Source organism: Thermosinus carboxydivorans Nor1 (assembly GCF_000169155.1).
Taxonomy (GTDB): Bacteria; Bacillota; Negativicutes; order Sporomusales; family Thermosinaceae; genus Thermosinus; species Thermosinus carboxydivorans.
On the sequence record NZ_AAWL01000016.1, the window covers coordinates 15,001 to 30,926 of the forward strand.

The window sequence follows — 15,926 nt, forward strand, 5'->3', positions numbered from 1 at the left end:
AGACAGAGAAGCATGGGCGCAAGCTCGTGTGGAGTCGACGTTGGGATACCACCCTTGGTTTACTGGAGTTCTAACTGGAGGAGTAACGAACCTCAGGACAGTGTCAGGCGGGCAGTTTGACTGGGGCGGTCGCCTCCGAAAGAGTAACGGAGGCGCCCAAAGGTTCCCTCAGCGCGGATGGAAATCGCGCGGAGAGTGTAAAGGCAGAAGGGAGCTTGACTGCGAGACGGACAGGTCGAGCAGGGACGAAAGTCGGGCTTAGTGATCCGGTGGTACCGAGTGGAAGGGCCATCGCTCAACGGATAAAAGCTACCCTGGGGATAACAGGCTAATCTCCCCCAAGAGTCCATATCGACGGGGAGGTTTGGCACCTCGATGTCGGCTCATCACATCCTGGGGCTGAAGTAGGTCCCAAGGGTTGGGCTGTTCGCCCATTAAAGTGGTACGTGAGCTGGGTTCAGAACGTCGTGAGACAGTTCGGTCCCTATCCATCGCGGGCGTAAGAGACTTGAGAGGAGCTGCTCCTAGTACGAGAGGACCGGAGTGGACGGACCAATGGTGTACCAGTTATACCGCCAGGTGTACAGCTGGGTAGCTACGTCCGGAACGGATAAACGCTGAAAGCATCTAAGCGTGAAACCGGCCTTAAGATGAGGTCTCTCACAACGGAAGTTGGTAAGGCCCCTTGTAGAAGACAAGGTAGATAGGCCAGGAGTGTAAGGCGGGCAACCGCTTGAGCGGACTGGTACTAATCGGCCGAGGGCTTGACCTAAAAAGGGCTAAAATGTGCGAATAATCTTCTGTGCAGTTTTGAGGGAAAGTGGAAAACGGATTATTACTTTCCCGAATTAAATATCCGGTGTCGATAGCTACGGGGATCCACCTGTTCCCATACCGAACACAGAAGTTAAGCCCGTAAACGCCGAAAGTACTTGGCTGGAGACGGCCTGGGAGGATAGGTAGACGCCGGTTACCTGAGAGCGCCCGTAACAAGGTGCTCTTTGTTTTTTAATTTAGGCAAGAGGTGTGGGCTATGCGGTTGTTTATCGGCATCGAGTTTCCGGAAGACATACTTGATAAACTGGGACAAACGCAGGACTATTTGCGGCGGTATGTCAGCAGCGGACGGTTTACGGCTAAACATAATATGCACCTCACGCTTCAGTTCTTAGGCGAAGTAGCGGAGGATAAAGTGGGGGATATATGCCGTTGTCTGCAGCAAGTAGCCAAAGAGCACAGCCCTTTGCGCCTTGCCCTTGGGGCGTTAGGCTGCTTTGGGCAAAACAATCCTTACCGCGTTGTCTGGGTGGGATTAGGCGGTGACTTGACCGCGCTGAACCGACTGCAGCGTGCTATTGTCCTGGGGATGAAGGATCTGGGTTTTATTCCGGAAAACCGGCCTTATAAGCCGCATATAACTCTTGCCCGGGATGTCTGGTTTACCGATGCCCAAGCATACCAGCAGGCGCTGCGGCTAACCGCTGGCGGCACCAGCTTTTCTGTAAAAAGTTTTTCCTTAATATCTAGTGCTGTTGAAGAGAAAAAGAGAGTATACCGCTCATTGGCTACCTTTGAATTGTAAAAGACCAAGCGCCCACGTTGAATTGTGGACGCTTGGTCTTTTTTTAGACAATCTATCTTGCCATTCGTCCTGACAGTTTTGGATTTGATTTTGTGAAATTTTATTCCTTGGCACTCAAATTACAATTTTTAGGAAGATTAATAATTCCTATATATATATGAAACAATATAGTCAATGAGAATAAGACCTTTGTACTTTGTGAAAAAATTAACTTGTGGCGCTTGTATTATGTATACACAATGCGCTAGACACATAAATTTCAGGAAGATACAATGAATTTAGGAGGTGTTCATAAAAATGCAAAATATTTTTGAGATGGCCAAGAAGAACCTCGAAAAAGCGGCTGCGGCTATGAAACTTGACCCCAAGGTGGCCAAGATCCTTGAGCAACCGGAGCGGACGCTGGAGGTAAGCATACCCGTTACGATGGACGACGGGCGGATTGAGGTATTTACCGGCTACCGCTCGCAGCACAACACTGCGCTCGGACCGGCTAAAGGCGGCATTCGTTTTCACCAGGACGTGACCATGGACGAGGTCAAGACGCTGGCTTTCTGGATGACTTTTAAATGCGCCGTTATTGGACTGCCCTATGGTGGAGGCAAGGGTGGGGTTGTCGTAGATCCGCGCAAGTTGTCCCGCAGTGAACTGGAGCGGCTGTCCCGGGGTTATATTCAGCGGATTGCCCCGATCATTGGCGAATATGACGATATTCCGGCGCCGGATGTAAATACCGATTCGCGCATTATGGGCTGGATGGTAGACGAATATAGCCGCTTGCGCGGCCATAACGTTCCCGGGGTTATTACCGGCAAGCCCAAAACCATCGGCGGTTCGGCGGGCCGTGGCTCGGCTACCGGCCGGGGTGTGATGTTCTGCGTACGGGAAGCTTTCAACGTTTTAGGTATCGACAAGTCCCAAGCCACCGTAGCCGTACAGGGCTTTGGCAATGTCGGCGGCTTTTCGGCCAAACTCATTCATGACCTGGGGGCCAAGGTAGTGGCCGTTAGCGATGTCAATGGCGGCATCTACAACGAAGAAGGCCTTAATCCCTATGATGTGGAGAAATATGTCAAGGAGACGGGCTCGGTGGTCGGTTATCCTGGCGCTAAGGCCGTCAGCAACAAGGAACTGCTTGAACTGCCTGTGACCGTGCTGGTGCCGGCGGCGCTCGAAGGTCAGATTACCGCCGAAAATGCCGACCGCATTAAGGCCCAAGTCATTGCCGAAGGGGCTAATGGTCCGACAACGCCGGAAGCCGACGAAATCCTGAGCGCTAAGGGCGTCATGGTCATTCCCGACATTCTCGCCAACGCCGGCGGGGTAACGGTCAGCTATTTCGAATGGGTGCAGAACCTGTACCGGTACTACTGGAGCGAACGGGAAGTCCACGCCCGTGAAGAAGAACTGATGGTGAAAGCCTTCAACGAAGTTTATAAAGCTTCGCAGAAATATCAAGTGAATATGCGCGTAGCCGCCTATATCGTCGCTCTCGAACGCCTGTCCGAAGCGATGAAACTGCGTGGTTGGATTTAATTTAATAGTTAAGGGCAGCCGAAAGCGGTTGCCCTTTTACTATTGCTTATGCAGGTTTTTGCCGGGTAAAGGCCGAATAACTACATATCCTAAAAAAGGAGTCGCATTATGCTCAATTACCGTCGATTTGTGGTGCTTTTGCTGGCGTTGCTGCTGGCCCTGCTGGCGGCCGGCTGCGGCTTAGCCAACTTTACTACGCCTAAGCCATACAAGGAAACGCAGTTTTTAATGGATACAATCATTGAAATTACCGCCTACGGGCCGGGGAGCGAACAGGCGGTCAAAGCGGCGTTCGGCGAATTTAAGCGCATTCACGACCTTGCTAACCAGTTTGATCCCAATAGCCAGCTAGCCAAGATCAATGACCAGGCCGGCAAAAGCAAGGTAAGCGTAGACCCCGAGCTTGTGCATTTGCTTAAACGGGCTAAAGAGCTCTCTGCCCAGGTGGAAGGGGCCTTTGATTTCAGCATCGGGCCGCTAACCGAGCTATGGGGCATCGGCCGCAAGGGTGATTTTGTTCCTACCCAGGCGGAAATAAACGCCCTTTTGCCGCTAGTGGACTACCGTCTGGTAGAGGTGGATGAGGTGCATAACACGGTATACTTGCCCAAACCGGGGATGCGCTTGGATTTGGGCGGCATCGCCAAAGGGTATGCTACTGACAAGGCGGTGGAAAAGCTAAAAGCTATGGGGGTTAAATCGGCCCTTGTTAACGCCGGCGGCAATGTACGGGTAATCGGCGTTAAACCGGACGGCGCCCCGTGGCGCATTGGCATCCAGCATCCGCGGCGGAGTGAGGACATTATCGCCAAGCTGGCCTTAACCGACTGGGATACTTTACAAACATCGGGCGACTATCAGCGGTTTATTGAGAGGAATGGGGTCCGCTACGCCCATATTCTTGATCCGCGGACAGGCCGCCAGCCCCAGGAAGTGGCCAGCGTTACCGTCGCCTTAAATAATTCGACCGACGGCGATGTTTTAAGTACCGCCCTTTTTGTTCTGGGCGTTGAGCGAGGAATGCAGCTTTTGCAAAAATTCCCCGGCGTTGAGGCGGTATTTGTTACCCAGGACGGCCGGGTAGTAACGACGCCGGGCCTCGCCGGCAAGATCGAAATTACTGGGAAATAGCGGAGGAATGTTCATGCAGGGCAGGGATTTTTGCGACCGGCTGCAAAAGCTGCTGGCCGCTCGACATGGTGATATCGGCAATAAAAGCGACTTTTTCCGCTCTGCTGTTTTACTCCCCTTGGTGGATACCGCCGAGGGTCTGGCAGTGCTGTTCGAAGTGCGCTCCGGCAACTTGGCCTGGCAGCCCGGCGAAATCTGTTTTCCCGGAGGCAGGATCGAAGCAAGTGACCAGAGTGCATTGGCGGCGGCGGTAAGGGAAACAGCCGAAGAACTTGGCCTTGCCCCGGCGCAGATCCGCCCGCTGGGGCCGCTGGACTGGGTCATCGGCCAAATTGGGGTATTATTATATCCCTTTGTCGGCTATCTGGCGGCCGATGTGGCGGACCTCAAACCGAACAGGGAAGAAGTGGCCGAAGTTTTTACTGTGCCGTTGGTCTGGCTTTTGGCTGCCCAGCCCCAGGTCGGACATATGGAAATGGCTACCCGGCCGCTATCTGACTTTCCCTTCCATCTTTTGGCTGACTATTCGCCGGACTGGAAGCCGCGGATCACTTATCCTGTCTGGTTTTACCAATATGGCGCCCGTGTTATTTGGGGACTGACGGCGCGGGTCCTGAAAGGTTTTCTTGACTTGTGCCGGGAAATGGAACGGCCTTCCGAAAATTTACCAACAAACCCGTCCAAAATTTGCTTGCCTGATCGCTAAGTATGCTTTTGCTTATTTTGACGATGCTATTAATAGCTTGAATTTCAGTTTCCGCCTTGTTAGCCGGGGCGAATTTTTAAGCGCAACCAGTCTTGTATAGGCAATGTATTTTGTATACACAATGTTCTGTATTTTTTGTATAGACTTTTTTAGTTGCTTCGGCTATAATGTGGACGTGGCCGGACTCGCAAAAGAGTATTAGGGAATTATTTCAGCAAAGGAGGTACAATTCATGGCAGAAGTCAAAAAAGGCAAAGGTATGGGACTTACCACGCAAATCTTTATTGGCCTTTTCCTTGGTATTATTTTTGGTTATGTGTTTCCTCAGTACGGTCAGCAACTCAAACCGGTCGGCGACATGTTCATCCGGATGATTAAGATGATTGTCGTGCCGCTGATTTTCAGCTCGCTCATCATGGGTATTGCCGGTACCGGCGACTTCAAAAAGCTGGGTCGCCTCGGCGCCAAAGCAATTATCTGGTTTGAAGTCGCCACGACAGCGGCGCTGATTGTCGGATTGGCCGTGGTTAATATCTTCAAGCCCGGGGTGGGCGTGTCTGTCTCCGGGGTGGACGCCGGCGCCGCTGCCGCCGCTGCGAAAAAGTCCATTGACATGATGCAGATGGTCGTTAATATCGTCCCGACCAATATCGTGGATGCCATGGCCCGCGGCGACATGCTGCAAATCGTCTTCTTCTCCACCTTCTTTGGTGTTGCCGCCGCGGCAATGGGCCCCACGGGTGAACCGGTGGTCAAACTGGCCCATAGCGTTGCGGAAATCATGTTCAAGTTTACCTGGTATGTTATGAAGCTGGCCCCGATCGGCGTTTTTGCCCTCATTGCCTTTACCGTCGGCAAGTTCGGTTTGGGCATGCTTATCCCGTTGGCCAAGCTTATCTTGTCGCTGTACCTTGCGCTGCTTCTTTTCATTTTCGTCGTCCTGATGGGGGCCTCGGCTATTTTGCGCGTCAACTTCTTCCATCTGATGCGGGCCATTAAGGAACCCATTCTGATTGCCTTCTCCACTGCGTCCAGTGAAGCAGCGTTGCCGCTGGCGATGGAGAAATTGGAGAAGTTTGGCGTTCCCAAGCATATCGTCACCTTTGTGCTGCCGACAGGCTATACCTTCAACCTGGACGGTTCCACCCTCTACAGCGCGTTGGCCGTTGTTTTCATCGCCCAGGTATATGGCGTGCCGTTCGAACTGCCCCAGCAGCTTCTTATGGTGCTGACGCTGATGCTGTCTACTAAGGGTATTGCGGCCGTGCCGGGCGCGTCTCTCATCGTTATTGCCGGTACTGTCGCCGCTTTCGGTCTCCCGGTAGAAGGCGTGGCCATCATTTTGGGCGTTGACCGTATCCTCGACATGGGCCGCACGGTTTGCAACCTGATCGGCAACTGCGTCGCCGCCGTTGTCGTAGCTCGCTGGGAAAAAGAACTGCCCGACGAAGTGCTGCAGGTGGCCTACAGCCGCAGCTACGACGATTAATTAAAAATAAGTACGGGTTACCGGCCGAAGATAAGCGGGGAAGAATCCTCGCTTGTTTTTTTATGTTCGCATGATTTCTATTTCGCCCGCCCATACTAAAATCAGACAAATGTATGGAAAGGGTGACGCTTTTGCGAAACTGGAAATCGGTAGCTGTTTTTTTGCTTTTGGTTTTTGTCTTTGCCGCTGTGATGGCAGGTGGGTGCAGCACCAAACCGGCGCCAAAACCGCTTCCTGACAATCCGGGTCCGGGTAAACAAGCGGCGCTTATGCCGTCCCGCATGGTTATCGGCTACTATGAAAATCCCTGGCCGGGCACTCCTGATCAGACCGGGTCTTTCCCCAGCATGAAAGCCTTTGCCAACCATATGAGCCATGTTGCGCCTTTTTGGTATAAGGCGGCCGCCGACGGCACGCTCGAGACGCGAGAGAGTCAACTCGTTTACGACACGGCTAGACAGGCGGGGCTAAAAATCTTTCCGCTCATCACCTATAAAACCGGAGCCATTGATACTATTCTCAGCGACCCGGCCATACGCACCAAAACCATCAACAACATTGTCAAGGTTGTGAGGGAGAAGCCTTATGACGGCGTCAATATTGACTTTGAACTGTTAAAGCCGGAGCAAAAAGATAATTTAATCGCCTTTATGGCTGAGCTTTATCCGAAACTGAAGGCCATCAACAAGACGGTGATTGTTTCGGTGTTTCCTAAGGTGGATGTCCACGAGAGCGTCCACGGCGCGTATGATCATGGCGCATTGGCCAAAAACGCCGATTTCATCCAGGTGATGCTGTACGACCGCCATTGGGCGACTTCTGAGCCAGGCCCTATTGCGCCGATAGACTGGTATGAAAAGAACTTGAAGTACGCGATTGAGCAGGCTGGTGGGCCGCACAAAGTTATTGCCGGTGTGGGCGCCTATGGTTACGACTGGCCGCCGGATAAAGACAGACCGGCTGAAACGGTCAAATATGTCGATGCCATCGTGCTGGCGGAGAAATACGGCGCTAAGATTTTATACGACGAGACAGTGCAGGCGCCCCACTTCAAATACAAGGGCCATGAAGTCTGGTTTGAAAACGATCGGAGTACTGCCGCAAAATTGGATGTGGTGGCCAAGTATAACCCGGCCGGCATTGCGATCTGGCGGTTAGGGCAGGAACAGCCGGAAATTTGGCCGCTAATTGACAAGAAATTCCCGAAAGGACAACATTAAATTTCGCTGCCGGGAATAACCGGCAGGTTTTTTTTGCTAGAAAGCGAATACTTTAATAGTGACAGTCCGAAAGGTGTGACAGGCTATGGCTAAGGTAATGCTGCTAATTGAGGACGGTTTTGAAGAAATGGAAGCCCTGTATCCTTACTACCGTATGAAAGAAGCGGGTCACACCGTAGATGTGGTCGCTCCGGCCAAAGGCGTTTATAAAGGCAAATACGGCTATCCGCTCACGGCGACCTTGACGCCGAACGAAGTAAACGTGGCTGATTATGCAGGGCTCATTATTCCCGGCGGCCAGGCGCCCGACCGGATGCGCGTGCATGACGGCCTGGTGGACCTAGTGAAGCAGGCCGACAAAGCCGGCCTGGTGGTAGCGGCAATTTGCCACGGGCCGCAAATGCTTATTGAGGCCGACATCGTGCGCGGCCGCAATGTTACCTGTTATAAGTCCATTTTGACGGATGTTCTCAATGCCGGCGCTATTTACCATGACCTGGAGGTCATCATCGACGGCAAGCTGATTACATCGCGGTTGCCAGCTGATTTGCCGGCTTTTTGCAAAGAGATCCTAAAATTATTGCCGAAATAAAAAGGGGGAGAACTTATGGCAATTGTGGAAGTGACCATTGCGCCTCTTGGCGTAGGCACAAGCATCAGCCAGTATGTGGCCGCCTGCCATAAGGTGCTGGAACAGGCCAAAGACCTCAAATACCAGTTGACGCCAATGGCGACGGTAATTGAAGGCGACCTGGACCGGATTATGGAGGTCATCCGGCAAATGCACGAAGTGCCATTTGAGGCCGGAGCGCAAAGGGTGTCGACTCTCATCCGCATTGATGACCGCCGCGACAAGGAATTGACGATGGCGGGAAAAATCAAAGCCGTACAAGAAAAACTATAAGGGAGGAAGAACTATGTGCAAACATTGCGGCTGTCATGGAGGTAAACTGGAAAAAGCGACGCTTACTGTGGAAGGTATGAGCTGCGGTCATTGCAAAGCGACGGTGGAAAAGGCCGTCCGCGGTCTGCCGGGCGTAATGGCCGCTGAAGTTGATTTGGCGGCAAAAACGCTCAAAGTTGAGTTTGACGACGAAAAATCCAGCTTGGCCGACATCAAAAAAGCGGTGGAAGATGCCGGTTATACCGTGAAATAAGAAAAATTATTGTAGGAGTATTCATGGAAAAGAGAAGAAGACACCACCATCTGGCAGGATGAGTAATCAAAATCGATTACTTAAGAGGGGATGTCTTCTATAGGAAAAGAAACTTCGTTTTGTTATGCCGTTACTCCTTTTGGTATTTGAAGATGTTTTTAAATAATTTATCTGGCAAAATGGACTTTCAAGAGTTTTAGTGCCGGCTTGACGACAAACTTAATAAAGTTGGCCGCAAAATTACCGAACTTGTTTTAGAAGAATTAGGCAGACAGCTTCAACAAGATAAAACAAAATGGCGCGGGTGGCAGAACTGCGTAAGCGCCTGATTAGGTTTGTCGGGAGGCAGAACTTTGAGGTTTCTGCCTCTTGTTTTTTGCTTCATAGGAACCTAAAGCGATAAACTTAACTTTGCATCTTATGATGCTAAGCATTTAAAAATAAACTCTCCGTAGGGGGAATAGCGATAATGCTTTTCGAACAGGGAACTTTCATGTTCGTGATTTGTTCCGAAGATGGGACTATTCTATACGCTGATTCCAGGTTATCGACAGAGGATTTTAAACGTGGCACGGTATTACAGGGATTTTCGGGACATCGCCAACCAGCAGCAGGAGAGTTTAAGATTGTCCAAACCAAGAACGGGTTGCTCGAACTTTGCTATGTGGAAACAGAATTTTTTAAGGGATATATCGGTGTAATGTGTAACGCCGAACTTCGGGATTTGGTAATCAACAAGTTAGAGGAAATCAACAAAGAGCTTGAGGCAATTTTCGAGTCGTCCCACGATGGCATTGTTGTTGCTGATGAGAACGGGGTTTTTATCAGGATTAATTCGAGCTATGAGCGGATTACGGGCATACCAAGGGAAGAAATCATCGGGAAAACGGCGCAGTCGATTGTAGAAAAGGGTCTGGTTTCTGATTCGGTAACGATACATGTGTTAAAGACTGGTCAATCGCATACTTTTAGTCAGACCTTCCGCTCGGGTCGGCAGAGCGTTATCACCGGCAGTCCGGTTTTCGACAGCAACAACAGGATAATCCGCGTTGTGACCAATGTGCGCGATATGACGGAGATAAATCGTCTTAAAGAAGAGTTGGCTGAATCGCAGAAAAAGCTGACACAATATTCTCAGATCGTTGAGACAATGACCGAAGAGCAGATGTTTAACGAAAAGCTCATTTTTCGCAGTAGGAAAATGGAGGTGGTGCGGGACAGCGCAATTAAATTTGCTAAGGTCGATGCGCCGCTTCTAATTACTGGGGAGTCAGGGGTCGGCAAGGAAGTCATCGCCGATCTTGTTTACAGGTATAGTCCTCGTAAAGGGTTACCGTTTTTGAAAATAAACTGCGGGGCTATTCCGGAAACATTATTGGAATCCGAGCTATTTGGCTACGAGGGTGGGGCTTTTACCGGGGCAAAGAAGGAAGGCCGGACTGGTCTCTTCGAAATGGCTAATGGCGGCACGGTTATGCTGGATGAAATAGGGGAGTTGCCGCTGGCACTTCAGGTTAAGTTGTTGCGTTTTGTTCAGCAGAAGGAGTTTTACCGGGTTGGTGGCAAAAAGGTCGTGAAGGTCGATGTGCGGCTTATTGCAGCCACTAATCGGGATTTGCAAGAGATGGTAAACCAGAAGCAATTCCGGTCGGATTTATTCTATCGGTTGAATGTGTTAAGGATTCACATTCCGCCACTGCGAGAAAGACCAGAGGATATTATTCCGTTAGTAAATTATCTATTAGACAAATATAACAAGAAATATAATGTATCCAAGCGAATTTCCGGCGATGTGTATCATGCTTTTACCAACTATACATGGGTAGGCAATGTGCGGGAACTAGAAAATCTGATAGAACGCCTGGTAGTGATCTGTGACCGGGATGAGATTACCCTAGACTACCTACCGGACGAAATGAAAAAGGCAATATATGTGTGGCGCGATGACAGTATTGGTAGAGAACAGACCTATAAGGAGGCAAAAGAGGAGTTTGAAAGGGAGTTCTTCTGTCGGGCTCTAGAAAAATACAAAAGCTCACGTCAGGCAGCGGAAAAGCTTGGTCTCGATCACTCGACAATTGTTAAGAAGGCGGCCAAATACGGTATTAAGCTGTTGTCGCGGAGCAGGACTTTTTCGGGCGAAAGTTAAATGTATCTATCTACACTTACTGACCGTATTTCCTATTTGGCCAGTGATTTTAGTAGGTTTTGGGCAAAAATTGAGCAGAAACACATGAAAGTAATCTGGATTTTATCAATTAGACAAAATAAAAATCTTTATACTCTCAGCGTATACTGTTTGTTCTGGTGAAAAATAGCACCATTAGTGATTTTTTTCACCAGACATTTGCTAATTATTGTAACATTTAATGGTGCCACCTGGTGAAATATGTCACCAGGTGCGTTTTATTTAAAACAATAAAACGCATAAAGTCTGAATTTTCGGTCTGGCATGAAATTTGCATTAATATTTAGCGCCGCGGCAATATACCAACATGATTTTATATGAGAGGAGTGCACTTATGAACGTAGTGCAAAGTGGCGCAAGAAAAATCTGGGGTTACCGCCACATTGTCCTTATCATGCTCTGGTTACTGTACATTATTAACTATTTTGACCGGATCAGCGTTTTGACGTTTTTGCCACTTATCAGGAAAGACCTTAACTTAACCCATCAGGAAATCGGTTTTGCGGCGTCAATCTTTTTCTTCGCTTACGCTTTAGCTCAGGTCAGTGCAGGTTATCTGGCGGATAAAATAGGACCCAAACGCGTTATGGGAATAGCCATTGTCGTATTTACTGCAGTCACCTTCCTTACTGGCATGGTACGGAACTACATTCAATTTGTCCTTTTAAGGCTCGGTCTTGGGCTTGGCGAAGGCCATCATTTCTCACCAGCCAATAAAACCATAGCGGATTGGTTTCCGAAAAGTGAAAAGGGGCGCGCCACTGCCTTCTTTTCTACAACCTGGGCTTTTGCGCCAGCTATCATACCCGTGGTAATTACCTCTATCGCTGCAGCGCTAGGTGGCGATTGGCGGACAATTTTTTACATTTTGGCCGTGCCTGGGGTTATCGGTATATTTTTGCTGTACTATTTTGTTTCCGATAAGCCGGAAGAGATGCTCAAGCGCGGCAGGCTTTCCCAGGAAGAGTACGATTATATTAAAGCAGGACTTGTGTCAGACGAGGCCGCGGTCGAAAAACTTGGTGTTAGCGTTATTTTAAAAGACCAAAGTCTATGGATGTACTCGGCGCAGTTGTTCTGCCTGCTGGCTGTTTATTGGGGTAGCACAACATGGATATCTTCTTTCCTTTTCGAACAGCATGGTTTCAGCCTTGCCAAGATGGGCGCACTCTCGGCCTTGCCATATGTTGTGGCGATTGTATCGACGATGTGCGGCGGCTGGCTTATGGATAAGGTCTTCCACCGAACCAAGCCTGTCGCGCTGATATCTTTTCTTGTTTCTATTCCTGTGCTTATGTACCTGGGTCAGGTGCCGAAAGGCAACATCAATTTACTAATCGTGATGCTGATTTTAAATGGGTTTTTCGTCAATCTGATCTGGGGGGTCATCTATGCTTATCCGCAAGTGCGTTATCCTAAAGAGGTACTCGGTTCGGCAATAGGCCTGGCCAATGGCATCGGCCAGTTGGGTGCTTTCCTTTCGCCGTTGTTAGCCGGATATCTTGTAGAAAAAACGGCCCAAGGTATTTTTTACGACAAAGTGTTCTTTATGTTTGCCGCCTGCAGTGCACTGGGCGCCTTGGTTACTTGTCTACTAAAGGAGGAAACGCTAAGCATCGAGACATTGGTGGCCACAAAAAGCAACGCGATCCCAAGATAATAATTTTTGCCAATCTTATTGTAGTTTTGTCAAGATGCCATTCATCGCTAATTTTGAATTAGCGAGCGAAGCAGTGGGTAGAAACAAAAAAAGGCACTTTTGGCGGCTTACTTGTGAGTTTTGACAGTAGAAACGCGCATACCAAATTCTTCATCAAGGTTGGCGGCATTGTGTCTAGTAGGTAATACATACGCAAAGCTAAGGGAATGAGAGGCTGATAGAATTGCATGCGCTTAAAATGTCACTTATCGGCAGTAAGAGAAGAAACAGTACCGAGAATAAGGCTCGAACATAGGTTTTCATTTTCGTAGAACCTCATTTGTTTGTGATGGGAGTGAAAAAGGTGGTAGCTTCTACAGCCAGCATAAACACTGGGGTCTACGATACAAATAAATTAGCTAAAAATAAATTCTGGAGGTGTTTGCCATGAATTTTCCTAGTGCAGACCTTAGCGGCAAGACGGCGTTGGTAACCGGAGGTAGTAAGGGTATCGGTTTTGGTATGGCCTGTGCTCTGGCTCATGCCGGAGCTGATATCGTCATCGTTAGCCGTAACCTGGCCGAGGGGGAAAAAGCAGCTCAAGAAATAAGGAATATGGGTCGCAAAGCAATGGCTATTTCTTGCGATGTTACCATACCGGCTGCAGTAAATGCAATGGTTGAGAAAGCTCTTGCGACTTTCGGCAAAATTGACATTTTGCTGAATAATGCTGGGATGAACATCCGCAAACCGGTGGTTGAGGTTACTGAGGAAGATTGGGACAAAGTGCTTGATACGAACTTGAAAGGTATTTTCTTAGTAGCTCAGCGTGTCGGAAAAGAGATGATCAAGCAACAAAGCGGTAAAGTAATCAATGTCGCTTCCATTTTGGGGGTTATCGGCCTGCCTTGGCTGGCTTCTTATGCCGCCAGCAAGGGGGGCATTGTCCAGCTGACTAAGGTTCTGGCTTTGGAGTGGGCTCAATACAACATCAATGTGAACTGTATTGCCCCGGCGTATATCCGAACGCCTATGACTGAGGGGTGGCTAAGCGACCAAGTTCGGTTGCAATCGATTTTGAGTAATACTCCGTTAGGCAGATTGGGTACGGTAGAGGACTTGGCTGGGCCGGTAGTATTCCTTGCGTCGGATTGGTCTAACTATATTACCGGTCATACGCTGTTAGTCGACGGCGGATGGACCGCGAGATAACATTGATAAGAGGGGCAACAGGGGGAGACGGAACATTCCCTTGGTAGACATCCACCTACGGCTATTTTCCCAAAGACATCCCAGGATCGTAAAGAGATTTTGATAATGTTTCAGTTTCAAAAATAAAGAAGAGCAGCTTCGGTTGATTATGTTAATCAACTGGTCGCTACTCTTAATATACAAGGGGGATTAAACATGAAAACAGGCAAGGAGTATATCGATAGCTTGCGAAAACGGAACATCAAGGTGTATGTAAAAGGTCAGCTCTTGAAAAGTGAGGAAGTGGTCGATCATCCTTTCATCCGCGGCCATGTCAATTCTGCGGCCCTTACCTACGATCTGGCTCACGATCCAGTTTATGAGGACCTCATGACCGTCAAGTCCCATCTTACCGGCAAGAAGATCAACCGGTTCACCCATATTCACCAAAGCGTTGACGATCTTGTGAAAAAGGTGAAAATGCTGAGGATGATTTCCCAGAAAACCGGTACCTGTTACCAGCGGTGCGTCGGTTTCGATGCCCTCAACGCTCTTTACACCGTAACCTACGAGATGGACAAGAAGCTGGGAACCGAATATCATCAGCGATTCAAGAAGTACCTCGAATATGTCCAGGAAAACGATATTATGGTTGCCGGTGCTATGACCGACCCTAAGGGCGACCGTAGCCTCCGCCCCAGCCAGCAGGCTGACCCGGATCTTTATGTCCATGTGGTTGAAAAGAATGACAAGGGCATCGTCATCCGTGGTGCCAAGGCTCATATGACTGGGATGGTCAACTCTCATGAGATGTTGATCATGCCGACCACGGCTATGACGGAGGAGGATAAGGATTATGCCGTGTCCTGCGCCGTACCCGTGGATGCTCCGGGAGTTTTGCACATATTCGGCCGTCAGACTAATGACGATCGCAAGTGCGAGGGTGAGATCGACCAGGGGAACGCCCGTTACGGCATCGTAGGGGGCGAGTGTCTAACCGTGCTGGAAAATGTATTTGTGCCGTGGGAAAAGGTCTTTATGTGCGGCGAGACAGAATTCTCCGGCCTGCTGGTGGAACGGTTTGCCTGCTACCACCGCCAGAACTATGGCGGTTGCAAGGGCGGCGTATCCGACGTAGTCATCGGCGCGGCCGCCGTCATGGCGGATATGAGCGGCTACGGGAAGGCAGCGCATATCAAGGAAAAGATCAACGAAATGATTCACTTGACCGAAACGCTGTATGCTTGTTCGATCGCCTGCTCCGCCGAAGGTAAGCCCACCGCTTCAGGCGCCTACTATGTCGACCCGTTGCTGGCTAACGTCGGAAAACACAACGTTACTCGACTAATCTACGAGATTGACCGCCTTGCCCAGGATATCGGCGGCGGCATTACGGCCACCATGCCGTCCGAATCCGACCTTAGGAATCCTGAGATCGGCAAATATGTCGAAAAATATCTTAAAGGCGTGTCCACCATACCCACCGAATACCGCATGCGTATTGCCCGCCTCATCGAAAATATGACCGGCGGTACCGCTCTAGTGGAAAGTATGCACGGTGCAGGGTCGCCCCAGGCGCAAAAGGTGTTTTATTCCAAACTTTCTAACCTCGAACACAAGAAACGCTGCGCTCTGGATATCGCCGGCGTTCCTGCTGATGAGGTTAAGGCGGCGCTGGAAGCGGCAGCTAAAGGCAAAAAATAGGAAGCTTGGCAACAATGAAGGTTGGGGTAAAGTTTTGTGGCAACTGCAATCCGTACGTCGACATGCCAACTATATTTAAGGAATTGTCGATGCGAGCTAAGGGGATTACTTTTGTCCGTTGGGACGACGAAAACTATGATGTCTTGTTAGTACTCAGCAGTTGCGGTAGGGATTGCGCCACTCGGCCGGACTTTACTGGCCCGGTGATTGTTGCCACCAGCGAGGCCGTCGATCGTTGGCCGGTGACGGCGGGAGAGTTGCCGGACGCCATCTTGGTTGCCTTAACAAAATACGGTACTGGTAGGTAAGATAAAAACGGAAAGCGGTGTGGGTTTACTCACACCGCTTAATAAAAATTGTTGGAGATAAAGGTTTAAATAAAT

General features: G+C 49.7%; 14 protein-coding genes and 2 rRNA genes (1 of these 16 running past the window's edge). All 16 read left to right on the forward strand.

Annotated features, from left to right (window positions below; all coding sequences use genetic code 11):
- Positions 1-772, forward strand: a 23S ribosomal RNA gene (locus tag TCARDRAFT_RS10455) (it extends 2,259 nt beyond the left edge of the window).
- A gap of 83 nt (positions 773-855) precedes the next feature.
- A 5S ribosomal RNA gene (gene rrf, locus TCARDRAFT_RS10460) occupies positions 856-972 on the forward strand.
- A 61-nt stretch (positions 973-1,033) separates the two neighbouring features.
- Entirely contained in the window at positions 1,034-1,582 is a 549-nt protein-coding gene (gene thpR / locus TCARDRAFT_RS10465; protein ID WP_007289960.1) for an RNA 2',3'-cyclic phosphodiesterase, read from the forward strand.
- Between the two features lie 297 nt (positions 1,583-1,879).
- Entirely contained in the window at positions 1,880-3,118 is a 1,239-nt protein-coding gene (locus tag TCARDRAFT_RS10470) for a Glu/Leu/Phe/Val family dehydrogenase (RefSeq protein ID WP_007289961.1), read from the forward strand.
- A gap of 108 nt (positions 3,119-3,226) precedes the next feature.
- Positions 3,227-4,249, forward strand: a complete 1,023-nt coding sequence (locus TCARDRAFT_RS10475) for an FAD:protein FMN transferase (RefSeq protein WP_007289962.1) — start codon at positions 3,227-3,229, stop codon at positions 4,247-4,249.
- Positions 4,250-4,262: 13 nt separating this feature from the next.
- Complete coding sequence (locus TCARDRAFT_RS10480; protein WP_198003925.1) at positions 4,263-4,955, forward strand: NUDIX hydrolase; 693 nt, start codon at positions 4,263-4,265, stop codon at positions 4,953-4,955.
- Positions 4,956-5,187: 232 nt separating this feature from the next.
- Positions 5,188-6,444, forward strand: coding sequence for a dicarboxylate/amino acid:cation symporter (locus TCARDRAFT_RS10485; protein WP_007289964.1), 1,257 nt, complete (start codon positions 5,188-5,190; stop codon positions 6,442-6,444).
- 122 nt (positions 6,445-6,566) lie between these two features.
- On the forward strand, positions 6,567-7,664 hold the full coding sequence (locus TCARDRAFT_RS10490; protein ID WP_040683332.1) for a glycosyl hydrolase family 18 protein: 1,098 nt from the start codon (positions 6,567-6,569) through the stop codon (positions 7,662-7,664).
- Positions 7,665-7,749: 85 nt separating this feature from the next.
- A complete protein-coding gene (locus TCARDRAFT_RS10495) occupies positions 7,750-8,256 on the forward strand; it encodes a type 1 glutamine amidotransferase domain-containing protein (RefSeq protein WP_007289966.1) in 507 nt (168 codons plus the stop codon).
- Positions 8,257-8,271: 15 nt separating this feature from the next.
- Positions 8,272-8,568, forward strand: a complete 297-nt coding sequence (locus tag TCARDRAFT_RS10500) for an MTH1187 family thiamine-binding protein (RefSeq protein WP_007289967.1) — start codon at positions 8,272-8,274, stop codon at positions 8,566-8,568.
- 13 nt (positions 8,569-8,581) lie between these two features.
- Positions 8,582-8,821: a heavy-metal-associated domain-containing protein gene (locus TCARDRAFT_RS10505; protein WP_007289968.1), complete on the forward strand. Its 240-nt coding sequence runs from the start codon at positions 8,582-8,584 to the stop codon at positions 8,819-8,821.
- A gap of 469 nt (positions 8,822-9,290) precedes the next feature.
- Positions 9,291-10,970: a sigma-54 interaction domain-containing protein gene (locus tag TCARDRAFT_RS10510; RefSeq protein ID WP_007289969.1), complete on the forward strand. Its 1,680-nt coding sequence runs from the start codon at positions 9,291-9,293 to the stop codon at positions 10,968-10,970.
- Positions 10,971-11,343: 373 nt separating this feature from the next.
- Positions 11,344-12,669 (forward strand): MFS transporter, encoded by a 1,326-nt coding sequence (locus TCARDRAFT_RS10515; protein WP_007289970.1) that lies wholly within the window; start codon positions 11,344-11,346, stop codon positions 12,667-12,669.
- 426 nt (positions 12,670-13,095) lie between these two features.
- Positions 13,096-13,860, forward strand: a complete 765-nt coding sequence (locus tag TCARDRAFT_RS10520; protein ID WP_007289971.1) for an SDR family NAD(P)-dependent oxidoreductase — start codon at positions 13,096-13,098, stop codon at positions 13,858-13,860.
- A gap of 195 nt (positions 13,861-14,055) precedes the next feature.
- A complete protein-coding gene (locus TCARDRAFT_RS10525) occupies positions 14,056-15,543 on the forward strand; it encodes a 4-hydroxyphenylacetate 3-hydroxylase family protein (protein ID WP_007289972.1) in 1,488 nt (495 codons plus the stop codon).
- 14 nt (positions 15,544-15,557) lie between these two features.
- The gene (locus TCARDRAFT_RS10530) at positions 15,558-15,851 is read left to right on the forward strand and encodes a hypothetical protein (protein ID WP_040683326.1); all 294 of its coding nucleotides are present in this window, start codon (positions 15,558-15,560) and stop codon (positions 15,849-15,851) included.
- The last annotated feature ends 75 nt before the right edge of the window (positions 15,852-15,926 follow it).